General features: G+C 42.1%; 17 protein-coding genes and 1 pseudogene. 3 read left to right on the forward strand and 15 right to left on the reverse strand.

Features of this window, described 5'->3' with window-relative positions; genetic code table 11:
- Positions 1–86: 86 nt before the first annotated feature.
- The 14 genes from pheS to ACP14V_RS00970 all read right to left on the reverse strand — a co-directional run bounded on the left by pheS (position 87) and on the right by ACP14V_RS00970 (position 15,517).
- Positions 87–1,106 (reverse strand): phenylalanine--tRNA ligase subunit alpha, encoded by a 1,020-nt coding sequence (gene pheS / locus ACP14V_RS00905; RefSeq protein ID WP_424987673.1) that lies wholly within the window; start codon positions 1,104–1,106, stop codon positions 87–89.
- Entirely contained in the window at positions 1,099–1,791 is a 693-nt protein-coding gene (locus tag ACP14V_RS00910; RefSeq protein ID WP_272609203.1) for a hypothetical protein, read from the reverse strand. Before ACP14V_RS00910 ends, pheS begins: the two co-directional genes overlap by 8 nt.
- A gap of 21 nt (positions 1,792–1,812) precedes the next feature.
- Positions 1,813–3,669, reverse strand: a complete 1,857-nt coding sequence (locus ACP14V_RS00915; RefSeq protein WP_272609204.1) for a SulP family inorganic anion transporter — start codon at positions 3,667–3,669, stop codon at positions 1,813–1,815.
- Positions 3,670–3,771: 102 nt separating this feature from the next.
- Complete coding sequence (locus tag ACP14V_RS00920) at positions 3,772–4,398, reverse strand: carbonic anhydrase family protein (protein WP_272609205.1); 627 nt, start codon at positions 4,396–4,398, stop codon at positions 3,772–3,774.
- A 10-nt stretch (positions 4,399–4,408) separates the two neighbouring features.
- Positions 4,409–5,992 (reverse strand): SulP family inorganic anion transporter, encoded by a 1,584-nt coding sequence (locus ACP14V_RS00925; protein ID WP_272609206.1) that lies wholly within the window; start codon positions 5,990–5,992, stop codon positions 4,409–4,411.
- A gap of 90 nt (positions 5,993–6,082) precedes the next feature.
- On the reverse strand, positions 6,083–6,394 hold the full coding sequence (locus ACP14V_RS00930) for a hypothetical protein (RefSeq protein WP_272609207.1): 312 nt from the start codon (positions 6,392–6,394) through the stop codon (positions 6,083–6,085).
- A 56-nt stretch (positions 6,395–6,450) separates the two neighbouring features.
- Positions 6,451–7,215: a tetratricopeptide repeat protein gene (locus tag ACP14V_RS00935; RefSeq protein WP_272609208.1), complete on the reverse strand. Its 765-nt coding sequence runs from the start codon at positions 7,213–7,215 to the stop codon at positions 6,451–6,453.
- Positions 7,212–8,996: a BatD family protein gene (locus ACP14V_RS00940; RefSeq protein WP_272609209.1), complete on the reverse strand. Its 1,785-nt coding sequence runs from the start codon at positions 8,994–8,996 to the stop codon at positions 7,212–7,214. The genes ACP14V_RS00935 and ACP14V_RS00940 overlap by 4 nt, the downstream gene beginning before the upstream one ends.
- Positions 8,996–9,868 (reverse strand): tetratricopeptide repeat protein, encoded by an 873-nt coding sequence (locus tag ACP14V_RS00945; protein ID WP_272609328.1) that lies wholly within the window; start codon positions 9,866–9,868, stop codon positions 8,996–8,998. Before ACP14V_RS00945 ends, ACP14V_RS00940 begins: the two co-directional genes overlap by 1 nt.
- Before the next feature lies 1 nt (position 9,869).
- Positions 9,870–10,916 carry a VWA domain-containing protein gene (locus ACP14V_RS00950; protein WP_272609210.1) on the reverse strand — a complete coding sequence of 349 codons (1,047 nt, stop codon included), beginning with the start codon at positions 10,914–10,916 and terminating at the stop codon, positions 9,870–9,872.
- A 3-nt stretch (positions 10,917–10,919) separates the two neighbouring features.
- A complete protein-coding gene (locus ACP14V_RS00955; RefSeq protein WP_272609211.1) occupies positions 10,920–11,918 on the reverse strand; it encodes a vWA domain-containing protein in 999 nt (332 codons plus the stop codon).
- Positions 11,919–13,580: a hypothetical protein gene (locus tag ACP14V_RS00960; RefSeq protein WP_272609212.1), complete on the reverse strand. Its 1,662-nt coding sequence runs from the start codon at positions 13,578–13,580 to the stop codon at positions 11,919–11,921.
- A complete protein-coding gene (locus tag ACP14V_RS00965; protein WP_136565195.1) occupies positions 13,581–14,447 on the reverse strand; it encodes a DUF58 domain-containing protein in 867 nt (288 codons plus the stop codon).
- Between the two features lie 68 nt (positions 14,448–14,515).
- Positions 14,516–15,517: an AAA family ATPase gene (locus ACP14V_RS00970; RefSeq protein ID WP_136565196.1), complete on the reverse strand. Its 1,002-nt coding sequence runs from the start codon at positions 15,515–15,517 to the stop codon at positions 14,516–14,518.
- Positions 15,518–15,675: 158 nt separating this feature from the next.
- Between ACP14V_RS00970 and ACP14V_RS00975 the strand changes: the two genes are divergently transcribed.
- The 3 genes and pseudogenes from ACP14V_RS00975 to ACP14V_RS00985 all read left to right on the forward strand — a co-directional run bounded on the left by ACP14V_RS00975 (position 15,676) and on the right by ACP14V_RS00985 (position 18,447).
- Positions 15,676–16,548, forward strand: a complete 873-nt coding sequence (locus ACP14V_RS00975; protein ID WP_272609213.1) for an aldo/keto reductase — start codon at positions 15,676–15,678, stop codon at positions 16,546–16,548.
- Between the two features lie 11 nt (positions 16,549–16,559).
- Entirely contained in the window at positions 16,560–17,315 is a 756-nt protein-coding gene (locus ACP14V_RS00980) for an SDR family NAD(P)-dependent oxidoreductase (protein ID WP_272609214.1), read from the forward strand.
- Positions 17,312–18,447, forward strand: a pseudogene (locus ACP14V_RS00985) (ATP-binding protein). The gene ACP14V_RS00980 and the pseudogene ACP14V_RS00985 overlap by 4 nt, the downstream one beginning before the upstream one ends.
- On the opposite strand, the gene ACP14V_RS00990 reads toward ACP14V_RS00985, so the two are convergent.
- Positions 18,444–20,369: an alpha-amylase family protein gene (locus tag ACP14V_RS00990; RefSeq protein WP_272609216.1), complete on the reverse strand. Its 1,926-nt coding sequence runs from the start codon at positions 20,367–20,369 to the stop codon at positions 18,444–18,446. The pseudogene ACP14V_RS00985 and the gene ACP14V_RS00990 overlap by 4 nt on opposite strands.

The raw sequence follows: 20,369 nt of genomic DNA on the forward strand, positions 1-20,369 counted from the left end.
AACCAACAAAACCAAACGAACTTAAACTTCTGTTAAAAAATCATCTGGCGGTCGTATTCAAATCTAACACAATGAAAATAAGGGAATTATAAGGCACTTTTGAACTGCTCCAAGAACCGGACATCATTCTCGCTCAACAGGCGAATGTCCGAAATTTGATGCAATAATAGGGCAATACGGTCTATTCCCATACCAAAGGCAAATCCGGAATATACTTCGGGATCTATGCCACAATTGCGTAGCACATTGGGGTCTACCATTCCGCAACCCATGATTTCCAACCAGCCGGTACCCTTGGTCATCCGGTAATCGGTTTCTGTTTCAAGGCCCCAGTATACATCCACTTCGGCACTGGGTTCGGTAAAAGGGAAATAAGAAGGTCTGAGTCGGATTTTGGATTTTCCGAACATCTCAGAAGTAAAATATTGCAAGGTCTGTTTTAAGTCGGCAAAGGATACGTTCTTGTCCACATACAAACCTTCCACTTGATGGAAAAAACAATGTGAACGGGCAGAAATGGCCTCATTTCGATATACTCTACCGGGAGAAATGGTCCGGATGGGTGGTTTGTTGCTTTCCATATACCTGACCTGTACGGATGAGGTGTGGGTACGCAACAGGATGTCAGGATCTGTTTGGATAAAGAAAGTATCCTGCATGTCTCTGGCCGGATGGTATTCCGGGAGGTTCAACGCTGTAAAGTTGTGCCAATCATCCTCAATTTCCGGACCTTCGGATACGTTGAAGCCAATTCTTGAGAAGATGTCAATGATTTGATTCTTAACAATGGAAATGGGATGCCTTGCCCCAATTTCTATGGGTTCCCCGGGACGGGTCAAATCCCCGAACTTGCCAGTGGTTTCCGCTTGGTTCTCAAGGCCGGTCTTTAGTTCGTTGACTTTTTCCGTTGCCGAGTTTTTCAATTGATTGATAACCTGTCCAAACTCTTTCTTTTCTTCATTGGGAACATTTTTGAACTCGGCAAAGAAACTGTTCAACAAGCCCTTTTTTCCCAAATACTTGATTCGGAAATTTTCTATCTCTTCTGTTGAGGTTGAAGTGAATTTTTCCACTTCAGCCAAGTGTTCCTTTATAGTCTCAATCATTTTTACTGGCAGTATTGGCCGACAAATTTAGCAAATTGTCCTTGAATATGTAGGCAATAAGATAATGTACGGCCACTCCACCAAAAAAATGCCATAACCAATGGGTGCCCATAGAAAGAAAAGTTTGGTTTTTGTCTATGCTCCGAAACATTACGGCCACTGCAAAAATTGCAAAAGAGAGGATTATCAGCGAAACATTTTTTCCTTTAGTTTTAATAAGGTACCACACCAAAGGCAACAGAATTGTAATTGCGGTGATCACATATCCCAATGAAATCCGCCATCCTGTTGGCATAGGTATGATACGAAGCATATAAGAGGCACCTAATAGCAAAACCACAAGTAGCAGACGTTGCCACCACGGTTTGACCACCTTAAAAATAAAATAAATGACCAGGGCAGCGCAAAGGAACATAATGGGCATCCAGTCTAGCCTAAGCCAGAATTCATGACTTCTTGTGGCATGGTAAATAGTGCCGCCAACATAGCTAACGGCAATTACCGGGAGAACCCAAGCTAAAAAAAGATGTTCTTTAGTGTTCTTATACACTTTTAAACCCCAATAAATAATAATGAACAAAAAGATAAGATTGCTTAGGGTGTTATAAGGCTCCACAGGAAATCTTCCATCCAGGGTTTCTAAATAAATAGGTCCTGAATCATTTGGAAATTTTAGGAAAAGCATGGGTTTATCTGTAGTATGGAATTAGGGTTTAACACTCTCAGAACCATTGCCAATCCAATTCATGCAGGACTTAAAAGTGTCAAAAATATGCTCCTGAGGAACTAAGCCTGGGATAATATCAATACGTTCCATCATGTATTTGGGTTGGTCCAGGATACTCACCAAGAGTACCCTAATGTTTTTCCTGTTCAAATCCTGCAGCACATCTTCCATGGCATAAAGACCAGACTGGTCCATGTATTGCATGCGCCCCATTCGGATTATGACTGTGGACGCGGTATTTGGAATTTGGGATGCCAGTTGCTGAAAATCGCTGGTGGAACCAAAGAACAAGGGTCCCTTAATGTGCTTAATGAAAACATCTTCCTTAATTTTTTGCGAGAGATTCTTCTCATCGGACCATGCTTCTTCTTTCAGGGGTTTTACATCAGATCTTTTTGCAGTAAGGTCTCCAATTTTTTTCATGAACATCAATGATGCAATTACCAACCCTATACCTACAGCATATACCAAGTTCCATATGGAAGATAGAACCAACACCACCAACATGATGATTACTTCTGAGCTCAACTTCATTGGGCCTAACTTAATATCCTTTGGAAGGTGTGGAATTGCTTTCAACCCTCTATAGTCCATTACTCCTATACCCACGGTGACCAATATACCTGCTAAAACCGCAGCGGGAATTTGAGAGGCCACAGGGCCAAGGGCGAGAAGAATAACGAGCAATAAAATACCGGCGACCATTCCTGAAAGCCTGGTTTTGCCACCAGAATTAATGTTGACAACAGTTCTAATGGTGGCCCCAGCCCCGGGAATACCCCCAAAAACAGCTGCAATACTGTTGCCAATACCCTGTCCAACCAATTCTTTGTTTGGTTTGTGCTTGGTTTGGGTCATGTTATCCGCTACTACCGAGGTGAGCAACGAGTCTATTGCCCCAAGCAGGGCAAGTGTAAGTGCAGTAAAAATATGCGGGGCAATGGAGTTCAGGTTAAATCCTGAAAATATCTCCAAGTTCGGGATGGGCAATCCGCTGGGAATTTGTTCGATGGGACGATAATCCAATCCAAAACCAAATGCCACTCCAGAAACTACCAACAGGGCTACCAAGGTACTGGGAACGGCAGTTGTGATTCTTTTGAAACCATAGATGATAAAAATGGTGGCCAAGGCGAGGGCCAGTTCCAACCAATTTATGTTCAGTAATGCACGGGGAAGAACCTTTATGGTTCCCAAAACACCTGAAGCATCTTTGGCGGCCAAGGTACTGGCCTCCTTGTTCATATCGGCTTCTGTTATGGTACTTGCACGCTTTATGGTTTCTTCAAAGTTTTCCAATACCAGAATGCCTTCGCCTGCTTCTTCCCTAAGAATATTTTCCAAGATTTTCTCCTCGGCTTCGGGCATATATTGATTTACAAACTCCAAATCTTCCTTTGGGTAATATCCTACAGCTGGTAATATCTGTGTAACCAAAATAATTACACCAATGGCTGTCATAAAACCAGAAACTACAGGATAGGGAATGTATTTTATATATTTTCCCAACCCAACCAATCCTAACCCTATTTGCATTAGACCTGCCAAAAGAAAAATAGTTAAAATAGCAGGGAGGGCCTTGGTTACATCACCGTCGTTAACGGCAACAATACTGGCAATAACCACCATACTCACCGCTGTCATAGGGGCTGTAGGTCCAGATATCTGGGTGTTGGTGCCACCAAAGAGGGCTGCAAAAAAGCTAATGAAAATGGCACCATATAATCCAGCGCTGGGTCCTAGACCAGAGCTGACACCAAACGCAAGTGCCAGAGGAAGTGCCACGATTCCTGCGGTTATTCCTCCAAAAAGGTCTCCTCTTAGGTGTTTGAACATATGCCAGTATTAAATTTATACCGCATGAAGATACTAATTTTAGGACATAAAAAGGCCGATGATTACGTAATCATCGGCCTTTAAGATCATAGAGTTTGTGGCTTACATGAAAGTAACTTTACCATCAGATATGTCATACATACCTCCTACAATGGCTATTTCTCCTTGTTCTTCCATTTCCTTTAGGATGGGACTCTGATTTCTGATGTTATCCAAGGTCAGTTCTACATTTTTAACCGCAACGGAATCTACAAAGTCAAGGTTCTTGGAATTTCTCAAGGACTCGTCTCTTGGCTCGGTAACCGCATCAACAGCAGGTTCAATTTTGTTGATAAGCTTTGTTAAGTTGCCAAGGCGGGCATGATCACAGGCCCCTTTTACGGCTCCACAACTAGTATGGCCAAGGACAACCAATAATTTGGTTCCTGCCAGCTTACAGGCAAACTCCATACTTCCAAGGATGTCTTCATTGACAAAGTTTCCGGCTATTCTAACACTAAATATGTCCCCTAAACCCTGGTCAAATACTAGTTCTGCAGAAACCCTGGAGTCTATACAACTTAGGATGGTGGCAAAAGGAAATTGCCCATCTTTGGTGTCGTTTACTTGTTCCAATAAGTTTCTATTGGCTTTTAGGTTCTGTTGAAAACGCTCATTGCCCTCCTTTAAAAAAGCAATGGCTTTTTCTGGGGTCATGGTGGCTTGTGTTTCTTTTGTGTGTGCTTTCATATCACTATAGTTATGCCGATTTTTTCGGTCTTAGATTAAAGAATTCAATGTAACTTTTTGGGTTTTCCGCAATGCCTCGTTCGGAAATAATGGTAATGTCAATATTTCTATTTTTGGCTTTGGCCGAAAAGTCTTCCAAAATTTCAATAATGTCATTGTCCAAGAACCTTGTCTTTCTAACATCAAGTTCAAGGTATGAATTTTCAGGAAGCCTGTCCAACTCTTTTAGAATAGCTCCTTTGTTGATAAAGGTAACTTCTTCTGCCAAAGTCATTTTAATTTTATGTACACCATTGCTATTATCCTCAATATGAAGGAAATGCGAATTTTGGTAGCTTTTTATAAGGATTACCACAATCCCTACGCCCAGGCCTAATCCTATACCTACCAAAAGATCGGTAAACACGATTCCAATCACGGTAACAACAAAAGGAACAAACTGTTTCCAACCAGAATTATACATGGTCTTGAACAAACTTGGCTTAGCCAACTTATAACCAACAACGAAGAGGATGGCCGCCAAGACGGATAGAGGAATCATATTTAGTAGCGTTGGGATTAAAACTACCGAAGCCAATAAAAAGAATCCATGAATAATAGCTGAAGCTTTGGTTCTACCTCCAGATTGTATATTGGCAGAACTACGAACAATTACTTGGGTTATGGGCAATCCGCCAACCAAACCGGATAAACTGTTTCCGACACCTTGTGCCAATAGCTCCCTGTTGGTAGGGGTTACACGTTTATGTGGGTCCAACTTATCAGTTGCTTCAACACAAAGTAAAGTCTCCAAACTGGCCACGAGTGCAATGGTAAAGGCAGTAATCCAAATCTCGGAATTGGTTATGACCGAAAAATTTGGGAAACTGAACAACCCGGCAAACGACTCTAAACTGTCAGGAACAGGAACACTTACCAAATGCTCTGCAGAAATACCCCAAGTGCCATCACCAGAGGTAAAGGCAAAATAAACAATTCCCAAAACCACGGCTACCAAAGGTCCTTGGATCAACTGAAAAATCTTTGATTTTTTGCTCAATACCCTATCCCAAAGAATAAGAATGGACAAAGCCACAACGGCAATCACAGTTGCCCCCGGACTAATGGAATTAATGGCAGATATAATTCCGCTAAACGTATTTTCACCATCAACTTGGAAGAATGCAAAATCTCCTTCTGGGTCGGCATCGTATCCAAAGAAATGTGGAATTTGCTTTAGGATTATAATGATTCCAATACCGGTAAGCATTCCTTTGATTACTGATGACGGGAAATAGTAGGCAATAACCCCAGCTTTTAATAAGCCAAAAACAATTTGGATGATTCCACCCAAGACCACGGCCACAAGAAAGTTTTCATAACCTCCCAAAGTACCTATGGCAGTTAATACAATTGCAGCAAGCCCCGCAGCGGGCCCACTAACACCTATTTGAGATCCACTTAGTGAACCCACAACGATCCCTCCTATGATTCCTGCGATAAGACCCGAAAAAAGAGGGGCGCCACTGGCCAGGGCAATTCCCAAACAGAGGGGTAGTGCCACAAAAAAGACCACAATACTGGCTGGCAAGTCATTTTTTATATACTTGAACATGATTAATATAGTAATGGTGTCTTCAGGGATTTATAATTTACTGAAGACTGTTAGAAATTGATTTTTGATGTGTTTAAAAAAGAAAAAAAATTAAATCAATCTCTTGGGAGGTGGGTCAAGAATCTCAATGGTGCAATCCAAAACTCTAAAAATATAGGCTAGAGCATCAAAATCTTTTTCTTGGTTTAGTGTAGAATCTACAGGGAAAAAATTGCGAAGTAGAAAAAACTTACTCTCAAAGTTCTTGCTACCAGTTGTTTCCTTGCTGTTGTTTTCCTCTTCAGAGGAACCAAGAATTATTGCGGTACAGTACTCCTTGCCCAGAAGGGGAACAAAGGGTGAGGCCATTAAAATTGTGACCAGTATCACCGAGACAAAAGGAAGAGCCAAAAGTCTTAGCACTATACAGTTTTTTTGCAAAAATAAAAGGAAGCGCAAAAAAGTTTGTTAAATAATATTTAAAAGTCTTTCAACAACTTAATATTATCGGTCAACAACCATCCAGTTTGGCCATCCGCCAATTTAATTTTCCTCCAATCGTCAAGTTGATCCAACACATTTACTTTTGTTCCTTCGTGAAGGGTGAAGACAATTTCACTGTTATTGTTGGGTTCAGACGACACATTGACCTGTTTACTGAAAACTATGGCCGGATTGTCTTTTTTAAACTCTTGATTTTGCAGATAAGCCATTAAAATGGACACAACACTCAAGGAAAGTGCAAAAATGCTCACGATAAAAGCTATCCGTTTTTGATTGGCAAATCGGAGAAAAAAATAGGCCAGATAACCCAGAACAAACAAAAAGGCAAAACCTATGGCCACATAAGCCCATTGATCAAAGAAAAAGAGGTTCACAATTTTTCCATAGATTTGGGCAATCTCGGTTTTGGGGATGCTTTCTATGGCGTCTAGCCTCATGTTTTGGGCATAACCTAGATTGTTCCTGATTTCCGCATCATTGGGGTCTAACAACAAGGCTTTTTCATAATAATAAATACTGGGCCCAATGGCATTTAGCTTATAATGGCAGTTACCCATATTAAAATACAATTGTGCGGAATGTTCCCCAGTATCAAGAATTTTTTTGTAATTATCTATGGCTTTATCGTATTCCCCTTTGTTGTAATATTCTGTAGCCTGATCAAACAGGGCGTTACTTTGGCAGAAACCAAGGGAAGCCGAAAAGAGGGCAATTAAAAGCACTATTTTTTTTATACTCATAACTGTTTGTCCAAATTTGAAATTACCCCGCTGGCCTTATCATAGTCATTTTGCATTTGCACATCCGAAAATGGGCTATATCTGGCCATTTCACAGCTTTTCAATAGCTCAATAAACCCTTCCACATCTGTGTCCTCCACTTTTTTGTCCAAAAGGATGGAGGTTATTTTTTCTTTGCTGAATTCTGAGGTCTCGATTTTCAGCTTGGCTTTTAGATAGTTGTGAAGTCCTTTCTCCAAAGCCACATAAAAGGCTTCTTTGTTGCCTAATTCTTTTTTGGCAGTGGATAGATATTTTCTGGCCAGTTTGTTGGCTTTTTTTATCTTGTTGCCCACAACATCTTGGGCAATTGCTTCCCTTTTCTTGAATGAAAAAATTGCAATCGGAATTAGAAGAAGGGGACCAAGAAGCCATAGATAAAATGCTCTGGAACCAAAAAAGTAGTTTACACCAATAGGACTTAGGTTAGGGTTTAGTTTAATAAAATGAAACTGCTTTCCTGTTGGAACAACCAGTTGTTTATTGGTTGCCGTACCTACGGCATTGTTACTTGCAGAATTTGTTGGTCCCTCCAACACCTCTATATTGATTTCATCGGAGTTGAGGGTGATGTATTTTTCCGTTTTGGGATTAAAATAGCTAAAGGAAATACTTGGAATGGGGTATTTCCCCCTAAATGAAGGCACAATGGTATAATTGTTGGAAACTTTACCTTCCATTCCCGAGCTATAAGTTTGAATGTTTTCTTCATACTCCGGATCATAAACCTCCAAAGCACTTGGAAGTTCGGGTTCAGGGAGTTGAAAGAGTTTCAGGTTGCCCTTTCCGGAAACCTCTACAATGGCTTGTAGGGATTCTGATGCGTTCAACTGTTTTTTGGAGGCAGAAACAGAAAATTCGAAATCCCCTACGGCTCCACCAAAATTTGCAGGCTTTCCATTTTCTGGAAGTGGTTTCACGTTTATGGTCCTTTTCCCGGCAGATACCGTTTTACTGGTCTGGGTGTAAATGCGTCCACCGAAAAAATCCCTTCGGTTGGTAGGAACATCAACAAAAACCTCCAAGGAAAGAGGTTCAATATCAAGTTGTCCCGCTTTTTGTGGATAGAGAACAACTCTTTTCAAGACTACATAGCGGTATGATTTTCCTTGATAGGTGCCATTTTCGGCGGTACGTCTGGTAACGGGAATGTCTTGGCTCCAAAAATTGTTGTACGTTGGATTGTCCAGTTCCCTGTAGTTGGTAACACTAATATTTGGGCTTACATAAAGCTTATAGATGACGGTAACGGCCTCATTGAGATAAGAATTTCCCTTGGAAACTTCTGCTACCAAATGTAGGTTCTCATCGGCCACATCATCCACAGTTTTTTGATCGCTGGGTTTGTCCACCGCCGCAGTTACTTCAACCGTTTTGGAAAGTGTTTTGTATGTTTCGCCGGCAATTTCGATGGTCGCTTGCTTTATAGTGAAGGAACCTCTTGCCGTAGGCACCAAAATATAGGAATATGTTTTTGAAAAGCTCCTTTTTCCGTTGATCCATGAAGAGCTTATGGATTGGGAAGGCCCCATGACCACCTTAAAACCTTCAAAGGGGGGAGGGTTAAAGTTATCTCCATCCTTGTTCATGGTAAACTCCACACGAAGGCGTTCATTAATGCCCAATTTTTCCTTGCTGAGGTTCATTTCAAAAGTAACCTCTTCTTCTTGGGCTTGGCTGGAAGCCCCCGCCAAGAAGAATATGATTGTAAAAAGTAATATGTTGCCCCTCAACCTATACATTACCAGTCTTTTTCGTTTCTGACTTTTTTGCCTCTCACTTTTCTTGCCTCCATTTTTTCCTGAACCTTTTTTTCTTCGTTCTGCATAGCTTCTAGGAGGTTCTGAATTTGTTGTTCAGAGAGCTGATTGGGTCTTGGCTGTTGTTTTTGGTCGTCGGGTTGATCGCCCTGATTTGGTTTTTTCTCCTGCTCCTTCTTTTTGTCACCATCCCCTTCTTTATTTTCTTCGGGCTTGTCCTCTCCGTTTTCTCCCTGATCTCCTTGATCTTTGTTTTCGTCCTCGTTTTGTTTCCCTTCGTCCTGTTTGTCGTTATCCCCCTCGTTGTTCTGATCTTGGTTTTGATCCTGATTTTGATCTTGTTGGTCCTGCTTGTCTTCGTTATCCTGATTTTGATCGTTCTGTTGCTCGTCTTGCTGTTTTTCAAGCATCTTTTTTGCTAGGGCCAAGTTGTAACGGGTCTCGTCATCATTGGGATTGCTGCGCAAGGCTTCCTTGTAGGCTTCAACGGCCTTTTCGTATTCCTTGTTCTTCATAAACACATTGCCCATATTGTGAAAGGCCTTGTGTTTTTCGGGCTTGTTTTCTGCTTTTTCTCCAGCTTGTTTGTAGCGACCAAAGGCTTCTCCAAAACTCTCACGGTTGTAGTAGGCATTTCCTAAATTGAATGGTGCCACCACGTTTTTTTCACTCTTGGAAATGGCTTTTCTATAATTGGCCTCTGCCGCAATAAAATCATTGGAACTTAGCTCTCCATTGGCCTCATAAGTAAGGTTAGTGGAGGCCTTAAGTGCCTTTTCGGCGCTTTTGTCCGCTATTTCTTCCTGCGCCATGGCATAGCTTGTGCATAGCACGAGAACAAACATCAATCTCATCTTAGTCATCATCATGTTCATTGAAAAGATTTAGTTTTTTTAACCATTGTGTTTTTCTGTCCAGAAGGAAAATGTCCAAAAATAGAAATAAAAGTGCTGCTCCCAGAAACCATTGAAATTGGTCTTGATATTCAGCAAATTGCTTGGCTTCAAATTCTGTTTTATCCATCTGGTTCAGTAGTTCTTTGATATGTTCCACGGCATTTTCCGTATTGGAACCGTCTATATATTCGCCATTTCCGCGATCGGCAACTTCGGTCAGTACGGCCTCATTGAGTTTGGTTATGACCACTTCGCCTTGGGTGTCTTTCTTCAAACTTTCAACAATGCCATTCCTTTTTATTGGGATGGGTGCACCTTTAGGTTTTCCTACCCCAATGGTAAAGACACGAATACCATTTTCTACGGCGCCTTCAACGGCGTTTGCCGTGTTTCCTTCGGAGTGATCCTCCCCATCAGAAACTATGAAGAGGACCCGATTGGTCTGTTCGGTATCATCGTAATAGGTTGTGGCCAAATCTATGGCTGCATCAATGGCAGTTCCTTGTGATGACAACATATCGGTGTTCATACTCTGCAAGAACATCTTGGCCGCACCATAATCAGTAGTAATTGGCAATTGCGGATAGGCCTGTCCAGCATAGGCAATGATACCGATACGGTCACTTGCCAATTGATTGATGATTTCCGATACCAAACGTTTTGCCTTTTCCAATCGGTTTGGGGCAATGTCCTCCGCCAACATACTTTTGGATACGTCCACCGCAAAGACGATATCTACGCCTTCTCTTTTAACGGTTTCCAGTTTTGTGCCAATTTTAGGGTTTACCAATCCCACAATAAGTGATGATAGCCCAGCCAGTAGAAACACCAGTTTTATAACCGACTTGAAACTGGATTTGTTGGGCGCCAATCTTTTGAGCAATTTGGGGTTGGCAAAATGGCGCTGGGTCCTTTTTTTCCAGATTTGAAGAAAAAAGAAGGCCAAGACCATTACCGGAATAATGCCCAAGAGATAGAAATATGTTTTTTCATCAAACTGTATCATATGCTAGATAAAGCTTTTAAATATAGAATTGCGCAGGGCCCATTCCAATAAGAGCAATACTCCTGCCAAAAAAATCAGCGGTCGGAACTTTTCTTCGTATTTATAATATTTAAACTCTTCTATTTCTGTTTTTTCCAATTTATTGATCTCATCATAGATCTCTTCCAATGTATCATTGTCCGTAGCCCTAAAATATTGTCCGCCAGTGACTTTTGCTATTTCCTTGAGCAATTCCTCATCAATTTCCACTTGGTGCATACCATATCGGAAGCTTCCATCTGGATTGTAACCAATGGGGGAAAGGGCATTCCCGTTGGTGCCCAGACCAATGGTATAGGTCTTTATTCCAAATTCTACCGCCAAATCGGCCGCTGTTTTTGGTTCAATAAAGCCAGAGTTGTTTACCCCATCGGTCAATAGAATGATTACCTTGCTAATGGCCTTGCTCTCTTTCAAACGGTTAACAGAAGTGGCCAATCCCATTCCAATCGCTGTACCATCCTCCAATTCGCCGTAGGTAATTTCCCTGAGTGCGTTCAGTACAATAGCTTTATCACTGGTTATGGGGGTTTTGGTATAACTCTCACCTGCATAGCCCACCAAGCCAATACGATCGTTGGGCCGCTGTTTTATAAAATCGGCTGCTACTTCTTTGAGGGCCGAAAGCCTATTGGGTTTTAAATCCCGGGCCAACATACTGGAAGAAACGTCTATGGCCATGACAATGTCTATACCCTTGGTGGTCTTGGTACGGGTGGAGATATCCTCGGTCTGTGGCCTTGCCAGGGCGGTTATGATGGCAGCCAAGGCCAAAAGCCGCATTACAAATAGAATAGGCCTCAATTTAGATGTCCAACTGCTTACGGAGAACCCTTTGATACTTGAAATTCTCAAGGCCGCAGTTTGGTTTCTGTGTTTGAAAACATACCATAGCAAAGCCAGTGGAAGCAATAAGAGCAACCAGAAAAACTGTGGATTTGCGAATTCTATATTTTCAAACATTTATGCCTGTGTTTTAACGTCAATGGTTTCTAAAATTCTTTCCACGATTTTTTCTGAATAGATATCATCACCTAACCAAAAAATTTCTACCTGTTGCATAAATCCGGTTCCTCCAAAGTTCAGAAGTATATAGTTGCTTTTTGGGATTTCTCCCAAAACAGGTAGTATAAAGCTTCCTGTTCCGTAAGTTTTCAAACCAGGAACTCCAGACTTGGTCTGAAATTCTTCTTGTTTGACAATAATATTTCTTGCTCCTTGGGATTCAAGACTTTTAAGATAAAATTCCACAGTTTTTTCAAAGTTTGGTTCCACATCATCCTTAAATATTGTCGAAGATGTTCTAATGCTGAACATGCCGACAGCACTACCATATTGAAAACTGCTGATATCCTTTAGTCGTTCCCTTATTTCAGGAGTAATCATTGATTCATCCCTAATCAGTACTTCAGGGGTTTCCAGTTCAACAGGGGGAAATCCGTATGAGCTAGACACCCATTCGCCTTCCAAAAGGTCTTTGGTGGGATAGCCAAAAACGGTGTCCCTTACCTGTTTAAAACCATAATAGGCTACCGATACTCCTGTGCCTACAAAAACTAGCCCCGCAAAAATGGCTGCAGCCCAGTAGATGCGTTTGCGTTGTTTTTTCTTGGCGAGTTCTTCCAGATATTCTTCATTCAGCAATAATTCTTCCTCTGTGGGCTCGGGGAGGGCATCGTGGGTTTTTACCACTATTTGCTCCACAAGCTTTCGGTCTTGTTCGGCTACTGAACTGGCAGGCTTGGATTTGGCAAATTTCACCAAGTCTGCGGTCTGCAATATTTTCTGAAATTGTTTTAGGGTTTCATCGTCCAACTTTAGCTCTCCGGCATCTTTTAGCATCTCCAACTTGGTGATCAGCTGTTCCGTGGTGCTTTCCATGGCAGAAACATGCACTTCGTCCTCAAGGTACAAGCGAACAATGTCCGTAAGCTCAGAATAGTATTTTTTGTACTCATCTTGAATGAGGTATCTGGAGTTTTCCAACTTTTTTAACTCCATTAAAGCTCTGTCATAAGGAGGTAGCAAAGCCACCTTTTCCTCTTCTGTCAGGGGCTTTTTTCTTAGGAAGAACCAGTAGACCAAGCCGCCAACCACGAGTAAACCCAAGAGAACCCAAAGTAAAGTTTTCCAGAGTTCGGCATTACTACGATCTACCTGTATGAGTGGTTTTATGTCGAACATTTTCTGCTTAGTGGTGTCCACGGCCACATCTCCCACTTTTATATTAAAAGAGTCTGTGAAAAAAGGCCGTTCATTAATGGCGATACGTTGCGGAGGGATAGTGTATGCGCCGCTATCAAACTGAGTGAGGGCATAAATGCGTCGCAAGACAACCTTATCATTATTCTTAATGGTATCTCCTATGATGGCTTCCACCGTTTCTAAAGGAGAAAAAGTCTGTCCTTCTGGAAAGTGGACCACATCGGTGGAATCGGTTTCCACAGTAATGGTATATTTTATCTGCTCCCCAATTTTTATGGATAGGGTATCCACATTGGCAGTGATTTTGGAGTCTGTTTGTGAGAATCCTGAAAGAGGCAATAGAAAAAGGCAAAGAAGAACTCCCAGTACAAATTGCACCGATACTTTTTGATTTTTCAATTTTAAACTTTCAATTAGCATTTATCCTCTTCGTTTAAAATAGCCCAACAATTTTCTTACATAACTCTCGTCTACCCTGCAATTGATGACACCGCAGCCACTTTTGGTAAACGAATCCATGAAATAGCCTACTTTGTCTTTGTGGAACTGACCATAAGCAGAGCGAACTTTTTTGGATTGGGTGTTCACCAACTGCATGGTTCCGGTCTCCGCATCCATCATTTGTACCATACCCAGATTGGGAATGGATTCTTCCCGTTCGTCAAAAACACGAATGCCGGTAACATCGTGTTTGTTTCCTACTATACGAAGGGTATTGTTATAATCATCGGCAATAAAATCCGACAGCACAAAAACGATGGCCTTTTTCTTCATCACATTGGTAAGGAACTTTAAGGCTTCGGCAATATTGGTCTCACTGCTTTGTGGGGTAAACTCCAAAAGCTCTCGGATAATACGGAGCACATGACTTTTCCCTTTTTTGGGAGGAATAAAGAGCTCTACTTCATCGGAGAATAAAATTATCCCCACTTTGTCGTTGTTCTGTAATGCTGAAAAGGCCAGTGTTGCCGAAATTTCGGTAATGACTTCTTTTTTAAACTGATTGGATGTTCCAAAAAGCTCGGAGCCGCTCACATCCACCATCAGCATCATGGTGAGTTCCCTTTCTTCCTCAAAGACTTTAACGTAGGGTTCATTGTACCGAGCTGTAACGTTCCAGTCAATGGACCGCACGTCATCCCCAAATTGGTACTGCCTCACTTCACTGAAGGTCATGCCCCTACCTTTAAAGGTAGAATGGTACTCCCCACCAAAAATATGGTCGGAAAGACGGCGGGTCTTTATCTCAATTTTACGTACCTTCTTAAGTAGTTCCTTTGTATCCATTGGGTTCAAAAAATGGGTTTTCGGGTTGGTTTAAAGCATTGCTACTTTGACCGAGAAACATTGAACCGTTACGGTACTTCTACCTCGTTTACGATCTTGTTTATGATTTCTTCCGAGGTGATGTTTTCTGCTTCTGCCTCATAGGTTATCCCGATACGGTGCCGCAAGACATCGTGCACAACGGCCCTAACATCTTCGGGGATCACATACCCACGCCTTTTGATGAAGGCATAGCACTTGGAAGCATTGGCCAAGTTGATGCTTCCTCTTGGGGAGGCCCCAAAACTTATTAGTGGCTTTAGGTTTTCAAGGTTATATTTTTCAGGATATCGGGTGGCGAACACCAAATCCAGAATGTATTTTTCAATTTTCTCATCCATATACACCTCCCGGACTGCCTGTTGCGCATTTAGAATTTGCTTAATGCTTACCACAGGTTTTACTTCCTCATAGGAGCCCTTAAGGTTTTGGCGGATAATCAGTTGTTCTTCGTTGAGCTTGGGATAATCTATTACCGTTTTCAACATAAAACGGTCCACTTGAGCTTCAGGAAGTGGGTAGGTTCCTTCTTGTTCCACAGGGTTTTGGGTGGCCATTACCAAAAATGGGGCGTCCAGTTTAAAGGTCTCGTCCCCAATGGTCACTTGTTTTTCCTGCATGGCCTCCAACAAAGCGGACTGTACTTTGGCCGGAGCCCTGTTAATCTCATCTGCTAGCACGAAGTTGGCAAAAATGGGACCCTTTTTAATGGAAAAATCATTTTCCTTGATATTGTAAATGAGTGTCCCGATCACATCCGCAGGCAAAAGATCGGGAGTAAATTGGATTCGGCTAAAACTACCTTTTACAGCCTTGGCCAAGGTATTGATGGCCAAAGTCTTGGCGAGCCCGGGAACCCCTTCCAAAAGAATGTGGCCCTGACCCAAAAGACCAATGAGCAACCGCTCTACCATATGTTTTTGACCCACAATGGCCTTGTTCATTTCACCGGTAAGCAGGTCAATAAAAGCACTTTCTTGGGCAATTTTCTCATTCACAGCACTAATATCTATAGTAGTGTTTTCTTCCATATAAACTTTTATTGTTAGATGTTTAAGTCAGTGTGTATGCTAAGAGGTGCAAAATGAAAATTTATTTAAAATTGACCTGTTAATTAATGGTTAAAAAAAACGGTAAACCCCTAGTTTTATGAAGGATTTAAGGGTTTAATTTTATACTTTCAACCCATATGAAAGAGAGAGATACGTATTCCAGGATCATTGCTGGAACCATGACATGGGGAAGTTGGGGCAAAAAACTTTCCAAAAACGAAATGATTGATTTGATGCAGCATTGCATTGAATTGGGGCTTACCACTTTTGATCATGCCGATATTTATGGTAGCTATTCCACCGAGGCTGATTTTGGCCAGGCCTATGCCGAAAGTGGAATCAAGCGGGAGGATATCCAATTGATTTCAAAGTGTGGCATACAGATAACCCGAGGCAGGGACAATCGCATCAACCATTACGAATACAGTAAGGATTACATCATTTGGTCTGCCGAGCAATCCCTTAAAAAGTTGAATACAGAATATTTGGACCTGCTCTTACTGCATCGTCCCAGTCCGTTGATGGAACCCCATGAAATAGCGGAAGCCATTTATGCTTTATTGAAAAGTGGCAAGATCAAACAGTTTGGGGTTTCCAACTTTACCCCGTCCCAAGTGGCCATGTTGGAGAAGACCATTCCTGTTTCGGGAAACCAGGTAGAATTTTCACTGACATATGATTCTCCCATGTATGATGGAACATTTGATGATTGCATAGCCAATGATCGGATGGCCATGGCTTGGAGCCCTTTGGGAAGTTTGTTCCGGGAAGAAACGGAACAGACCCAAAGAATCAAAAAGACCATGGTGCCCTTGATGGAAAAATATGGAGCGGATGAAAGTCAATTGCTTTTGGCATGGCTGCTAAAACATCCTGCCATAGTGTTTCCCGTTATAGGTACCACAAACAAAGACAGAATAACCATGGCCAAAAAGGCCTTAAACATAGATTTGGAATTACAGGATTGGTTTGTTCTTTTAGAGGCAAGCCAAGGCCATGGCGTTCCGTAAGAATATATATAATGAAGAAAACAGCATTGATCACTGGAGCAACCAGTGGTATTGGAAAGGCAACGGCAGAGATTTTTGCAAAGCAAGGATTTAATTTAGTCTTGTGCGGGCGTAGACAAGATCGCTTGGATGAGTTGAAGGAAAAACTTGGGGGAAATGTTGAAATCCATACGTTGAACTTTGATGTGAGGGACAGGGAGGCTGTTTTTGTAGCTGTTGAAAGTTTGCCCAAAGCTTTCTCCCAAATTGATATTTTAGTCAATAATGCTGGAAATGCACACGGTTTGGACCCCATAGACAAGGGAAGTATTGACGATTGGGAAGCCATGTTGGACATCAATGTAAAAGGCTTGTTGTACATGTCCAAAGCCATATTGCCTCAAATGGTGGAACGCAAGGCAGGACATATCATCAATATTGGGTCAACGGCAGGCAAGGAAGTGTATCCCAACGGGAATGTGTATTGCGCCAGCAAACATGCCGTGGATGCCATTAATCAAGGGATGCGGATAGACCTCAATGCCTATGGTATTCGGGTTGGAGCGGTCAATCCTGGTTTGGTACAGACCGAATTCAGCGATGTGCGGTTTAAGGGAGATGCCGATAAGGCCTCTAAAGTATACCAAGGTTTTCAACCCTTAAAGCCTGAAGATATTGCGGATATTATCCTTTTTGTGGTCACCCGCCCCTATCACGTCAACATTGCAGATTTGGTGGTCATGCCCACAGCCCAAGCTAGTAGCACCATCGTGAAAAAGGAGCTATGATCAATAAACGCCTACTGGTAAAAAATCTTTTAGCGCATAACGACGAAAACAGTTTTTACGACAAGAAGCGTTTTATATCCATAGGTGAAAAAGAAGGCAAGGCCAAATTTTTAAAGCATGTCTGTGCTTTGGCCAATAGCAACCCCAAGAACAATTCCTTTATCGTGGTTGGAGTGGAGGATGCCGACAATGAGATTGTGGGGGTCGATTTTTTCGACGACAGCAAGATCCAGAACTTGGTGAATGCCTATCTGGACAATCCGCCCATCATATCCTATGAGAACATTCCATTTCCCCATTTGCCCGAAGGAAAGGTAGTGGGGTTGGTCACCATTCGATCTAATGGGAAGGTCTGTGCCCTTCGGAAGAATATTTGGAAGTATTACGGTGGCGCAGTTTTCTTCAGGGAAGGGAGCATTAGTTTGCCAAAGGCTTTTGATATTGAGTTGAAGGATATTAATTCTGAGGTTGTGGCCACCATAGAGCAGCATGCCCGCAACAATATTGAACTCACGTTGGATGCCGTAATCAATTTTATGAACACGAGGCATCCCGATCTAACCAGTGATTACAAAGTTTTCAAGGAACAGTTTGTAGTCTGTTGGGCAGGCAACAAGAAGAAAGTAAAAAACAAGACGTATTATTCCCGAGTAGATATTGAGTTGATCAATGAACAGGTAAAACTGTTCTATTCAGCTTTGGACGAGATTACCATTGCTTATGATGATGATTCATTCAGTACTCTGGAGTTTGTGCAATTGGGATTGGGTGCTCAGCAAAAGTATTATCCCTTGGAAGAGATGGTAATCACCTTTTCGGAAAATGGCAAATACACCATCAACAGCAAATTGATTTTTGAGCCTCCACAATATGACAAAAAAACCCTGTTCCATGTATATAATGCCAACAATGCACTACTACAAAAACTGGAAAGGAAATAGCCCTGACGAGTGCCGAGCAAATTGATTTAACCCATTTGCCGGCTACCTACCTTATTTGCTACTTGAATGGTTTTGAAGAGGCCAAAGAACAAATGGACCAGGCCAGACCCTTGCTGAAAACCCATGATCAAAGTATATATCTCTCGCTGAAAGAATCCCAGCGAATCCTTAGAAAGGTGAGGTACAACTAACTCCTTTTCAACCAAATAATTTGGTAGGGCATTATCTCCAATAAACCGCTGTTGATTTTAATTTTTGTATCGGAAATTAGATCTGTAGGTTCTCCTTGGGCAAAATACCCCAATTTTTTAACCCAACTGGTCTCCATAACCTGTGGGTTTTCATCAAAATTGCTGATAACAAGAAGACCTTCATTTTGGCAACTTCGCTCAAAAACAAGAATGTGTTCATTTCCAGTATGGTATAGCTCTATGTCATTATGGTCAGCAAAAATTGAATTCTCCGTTCGGATGGAAATAAGATGTTGGAGTCTTCGGAAAATTTGGGAAGAGGGTAAACTATCATCATCCAATTTAGAAACGACTTGCCAATCCTGCATCGGCCGATTTACCCATCGGCTATCCTCTTTTTTGGAGGGGTCGTTTCTAAAGGAATAGTCGTTGAGCGTAGCGATTTCGTCTCCAGCATAAATCAAGGGGATTCCTCCAAACGCCATGATAATGGCATGCATCATGATGATTTTGGAAACAGACTGATCGATCAAAGCCTTATTTTCTTTGGCAAGCCCTTCTTCCAAACCCAATAATGATGCGGCACTTCCTGTGATCCTACCATCCCCGGTCTTTGGGTTGTACATGAAGAGCAGCCCTTTTGCAGGGGACCAGTCGAGCCTTTGGCAATAATAATCCAACAAAAATTTTCGGTGCTGGGCCGGATTCCAGCCCAATTCTTCGATCAACCGATTTTCATACCCCAAACCAATATCATCATGACAACGGATGTAATTGATCCAGGTACAGTCCTTTGGTTTTGGAGGAACATGGGCCAAACTTTTATAGAGCAAGGAAGTTTTTTTGGTGGCAATGGAATTCCATAAAAGAGCCATTAAAGAGGCATTGTAGGCCATTTCACATTCATTCCCTTTTGTAGGCCCTTCCCCAAAATATTTAATGATGTCCGTTGGGGCCACAATAGCTTCGGCTAGCAGAATGGTGCCGGGAGCCACCACCTGCAGGCACATTCTAAAAAGTGAAATTAGGTCATGTGCCTCTGGAAGGTTTTGCGAGATGGTCCCCATTTTTTTCCAAAGGAATGCGAGGGCATCGAACCGGACCACATCCACCCCCATATCCGCCAGTTTCACCAGATTGGTGAGCATCTCCAGAAAGACTTCGGGGTTGGTATAGTTGAGGTCCCATTGGTAACTGTTGAAAACGGTCATTACCCATTTTTCCATTTCTGGAACATAGGTAAAGTTACCCGGGGAGGTTTCTGGGAACACTTCGGGTAAGTTTTTTTCAAACTCCAACGGAATCGTGTTGTCCTCATAGATGTAATAGTAGCCTTGATACTTTTTGTCGCCCTGAACAGCTTTTTTGGCCCAAGGGAATTCATTGGAGGTATGGTTGACCACAAAATCCAGCATTAGGAAAATCCCCTGCTTTCTGAATTCAGCGGTCAAGGCCAGCAGGTCTTTCTTGGTGCCGTACTTTTTATCCACCTCATGGTAGCTGTTTACAGCGTATCCCCCATCATTTTCCCCTTTAGGCCTTGTGGTGATGGGCATGATATGGATAAAGTTGATGCCCAGTTCTTTAAAATAGGGTATTTTTTCTTGAAGTCCTTTCAGGTCTTTGTTGAAATGCTCTACGTAGAGTTGCATACCGACCATTTGTTCGGACTGATACCAATTCCCGGCTTTTAAACGCCGCAGATCCTGTTTTTTCAACGCTTCTGGACGGGAAGCAAATAATTTGGGAAGCAGTTTCAACAACTTTTCAAAATGGAGTTGATGGGTTTGCTCAGGGTAAAGGGAAAAGAAAAGCTGTTGGATCAAGCTTACATTGGTGGCCAATCTCAGGTCGAACAAGATCTTTGGGTCGTTTTCCTTTAATTGGGAACGCAAAAGCTGATGTAATTGGGCTTGGGTCAT

Source organism: Flagellimonas alvinocaridis, from assembly GCF_965248585.1.
Classification (GTDB): Bacteria; Bacteroidota; Bacteroidia; order Flavobacteriales; family Flavobacteriaceae; genus Flagellimonas; species Flagellimonas alvinocaridis.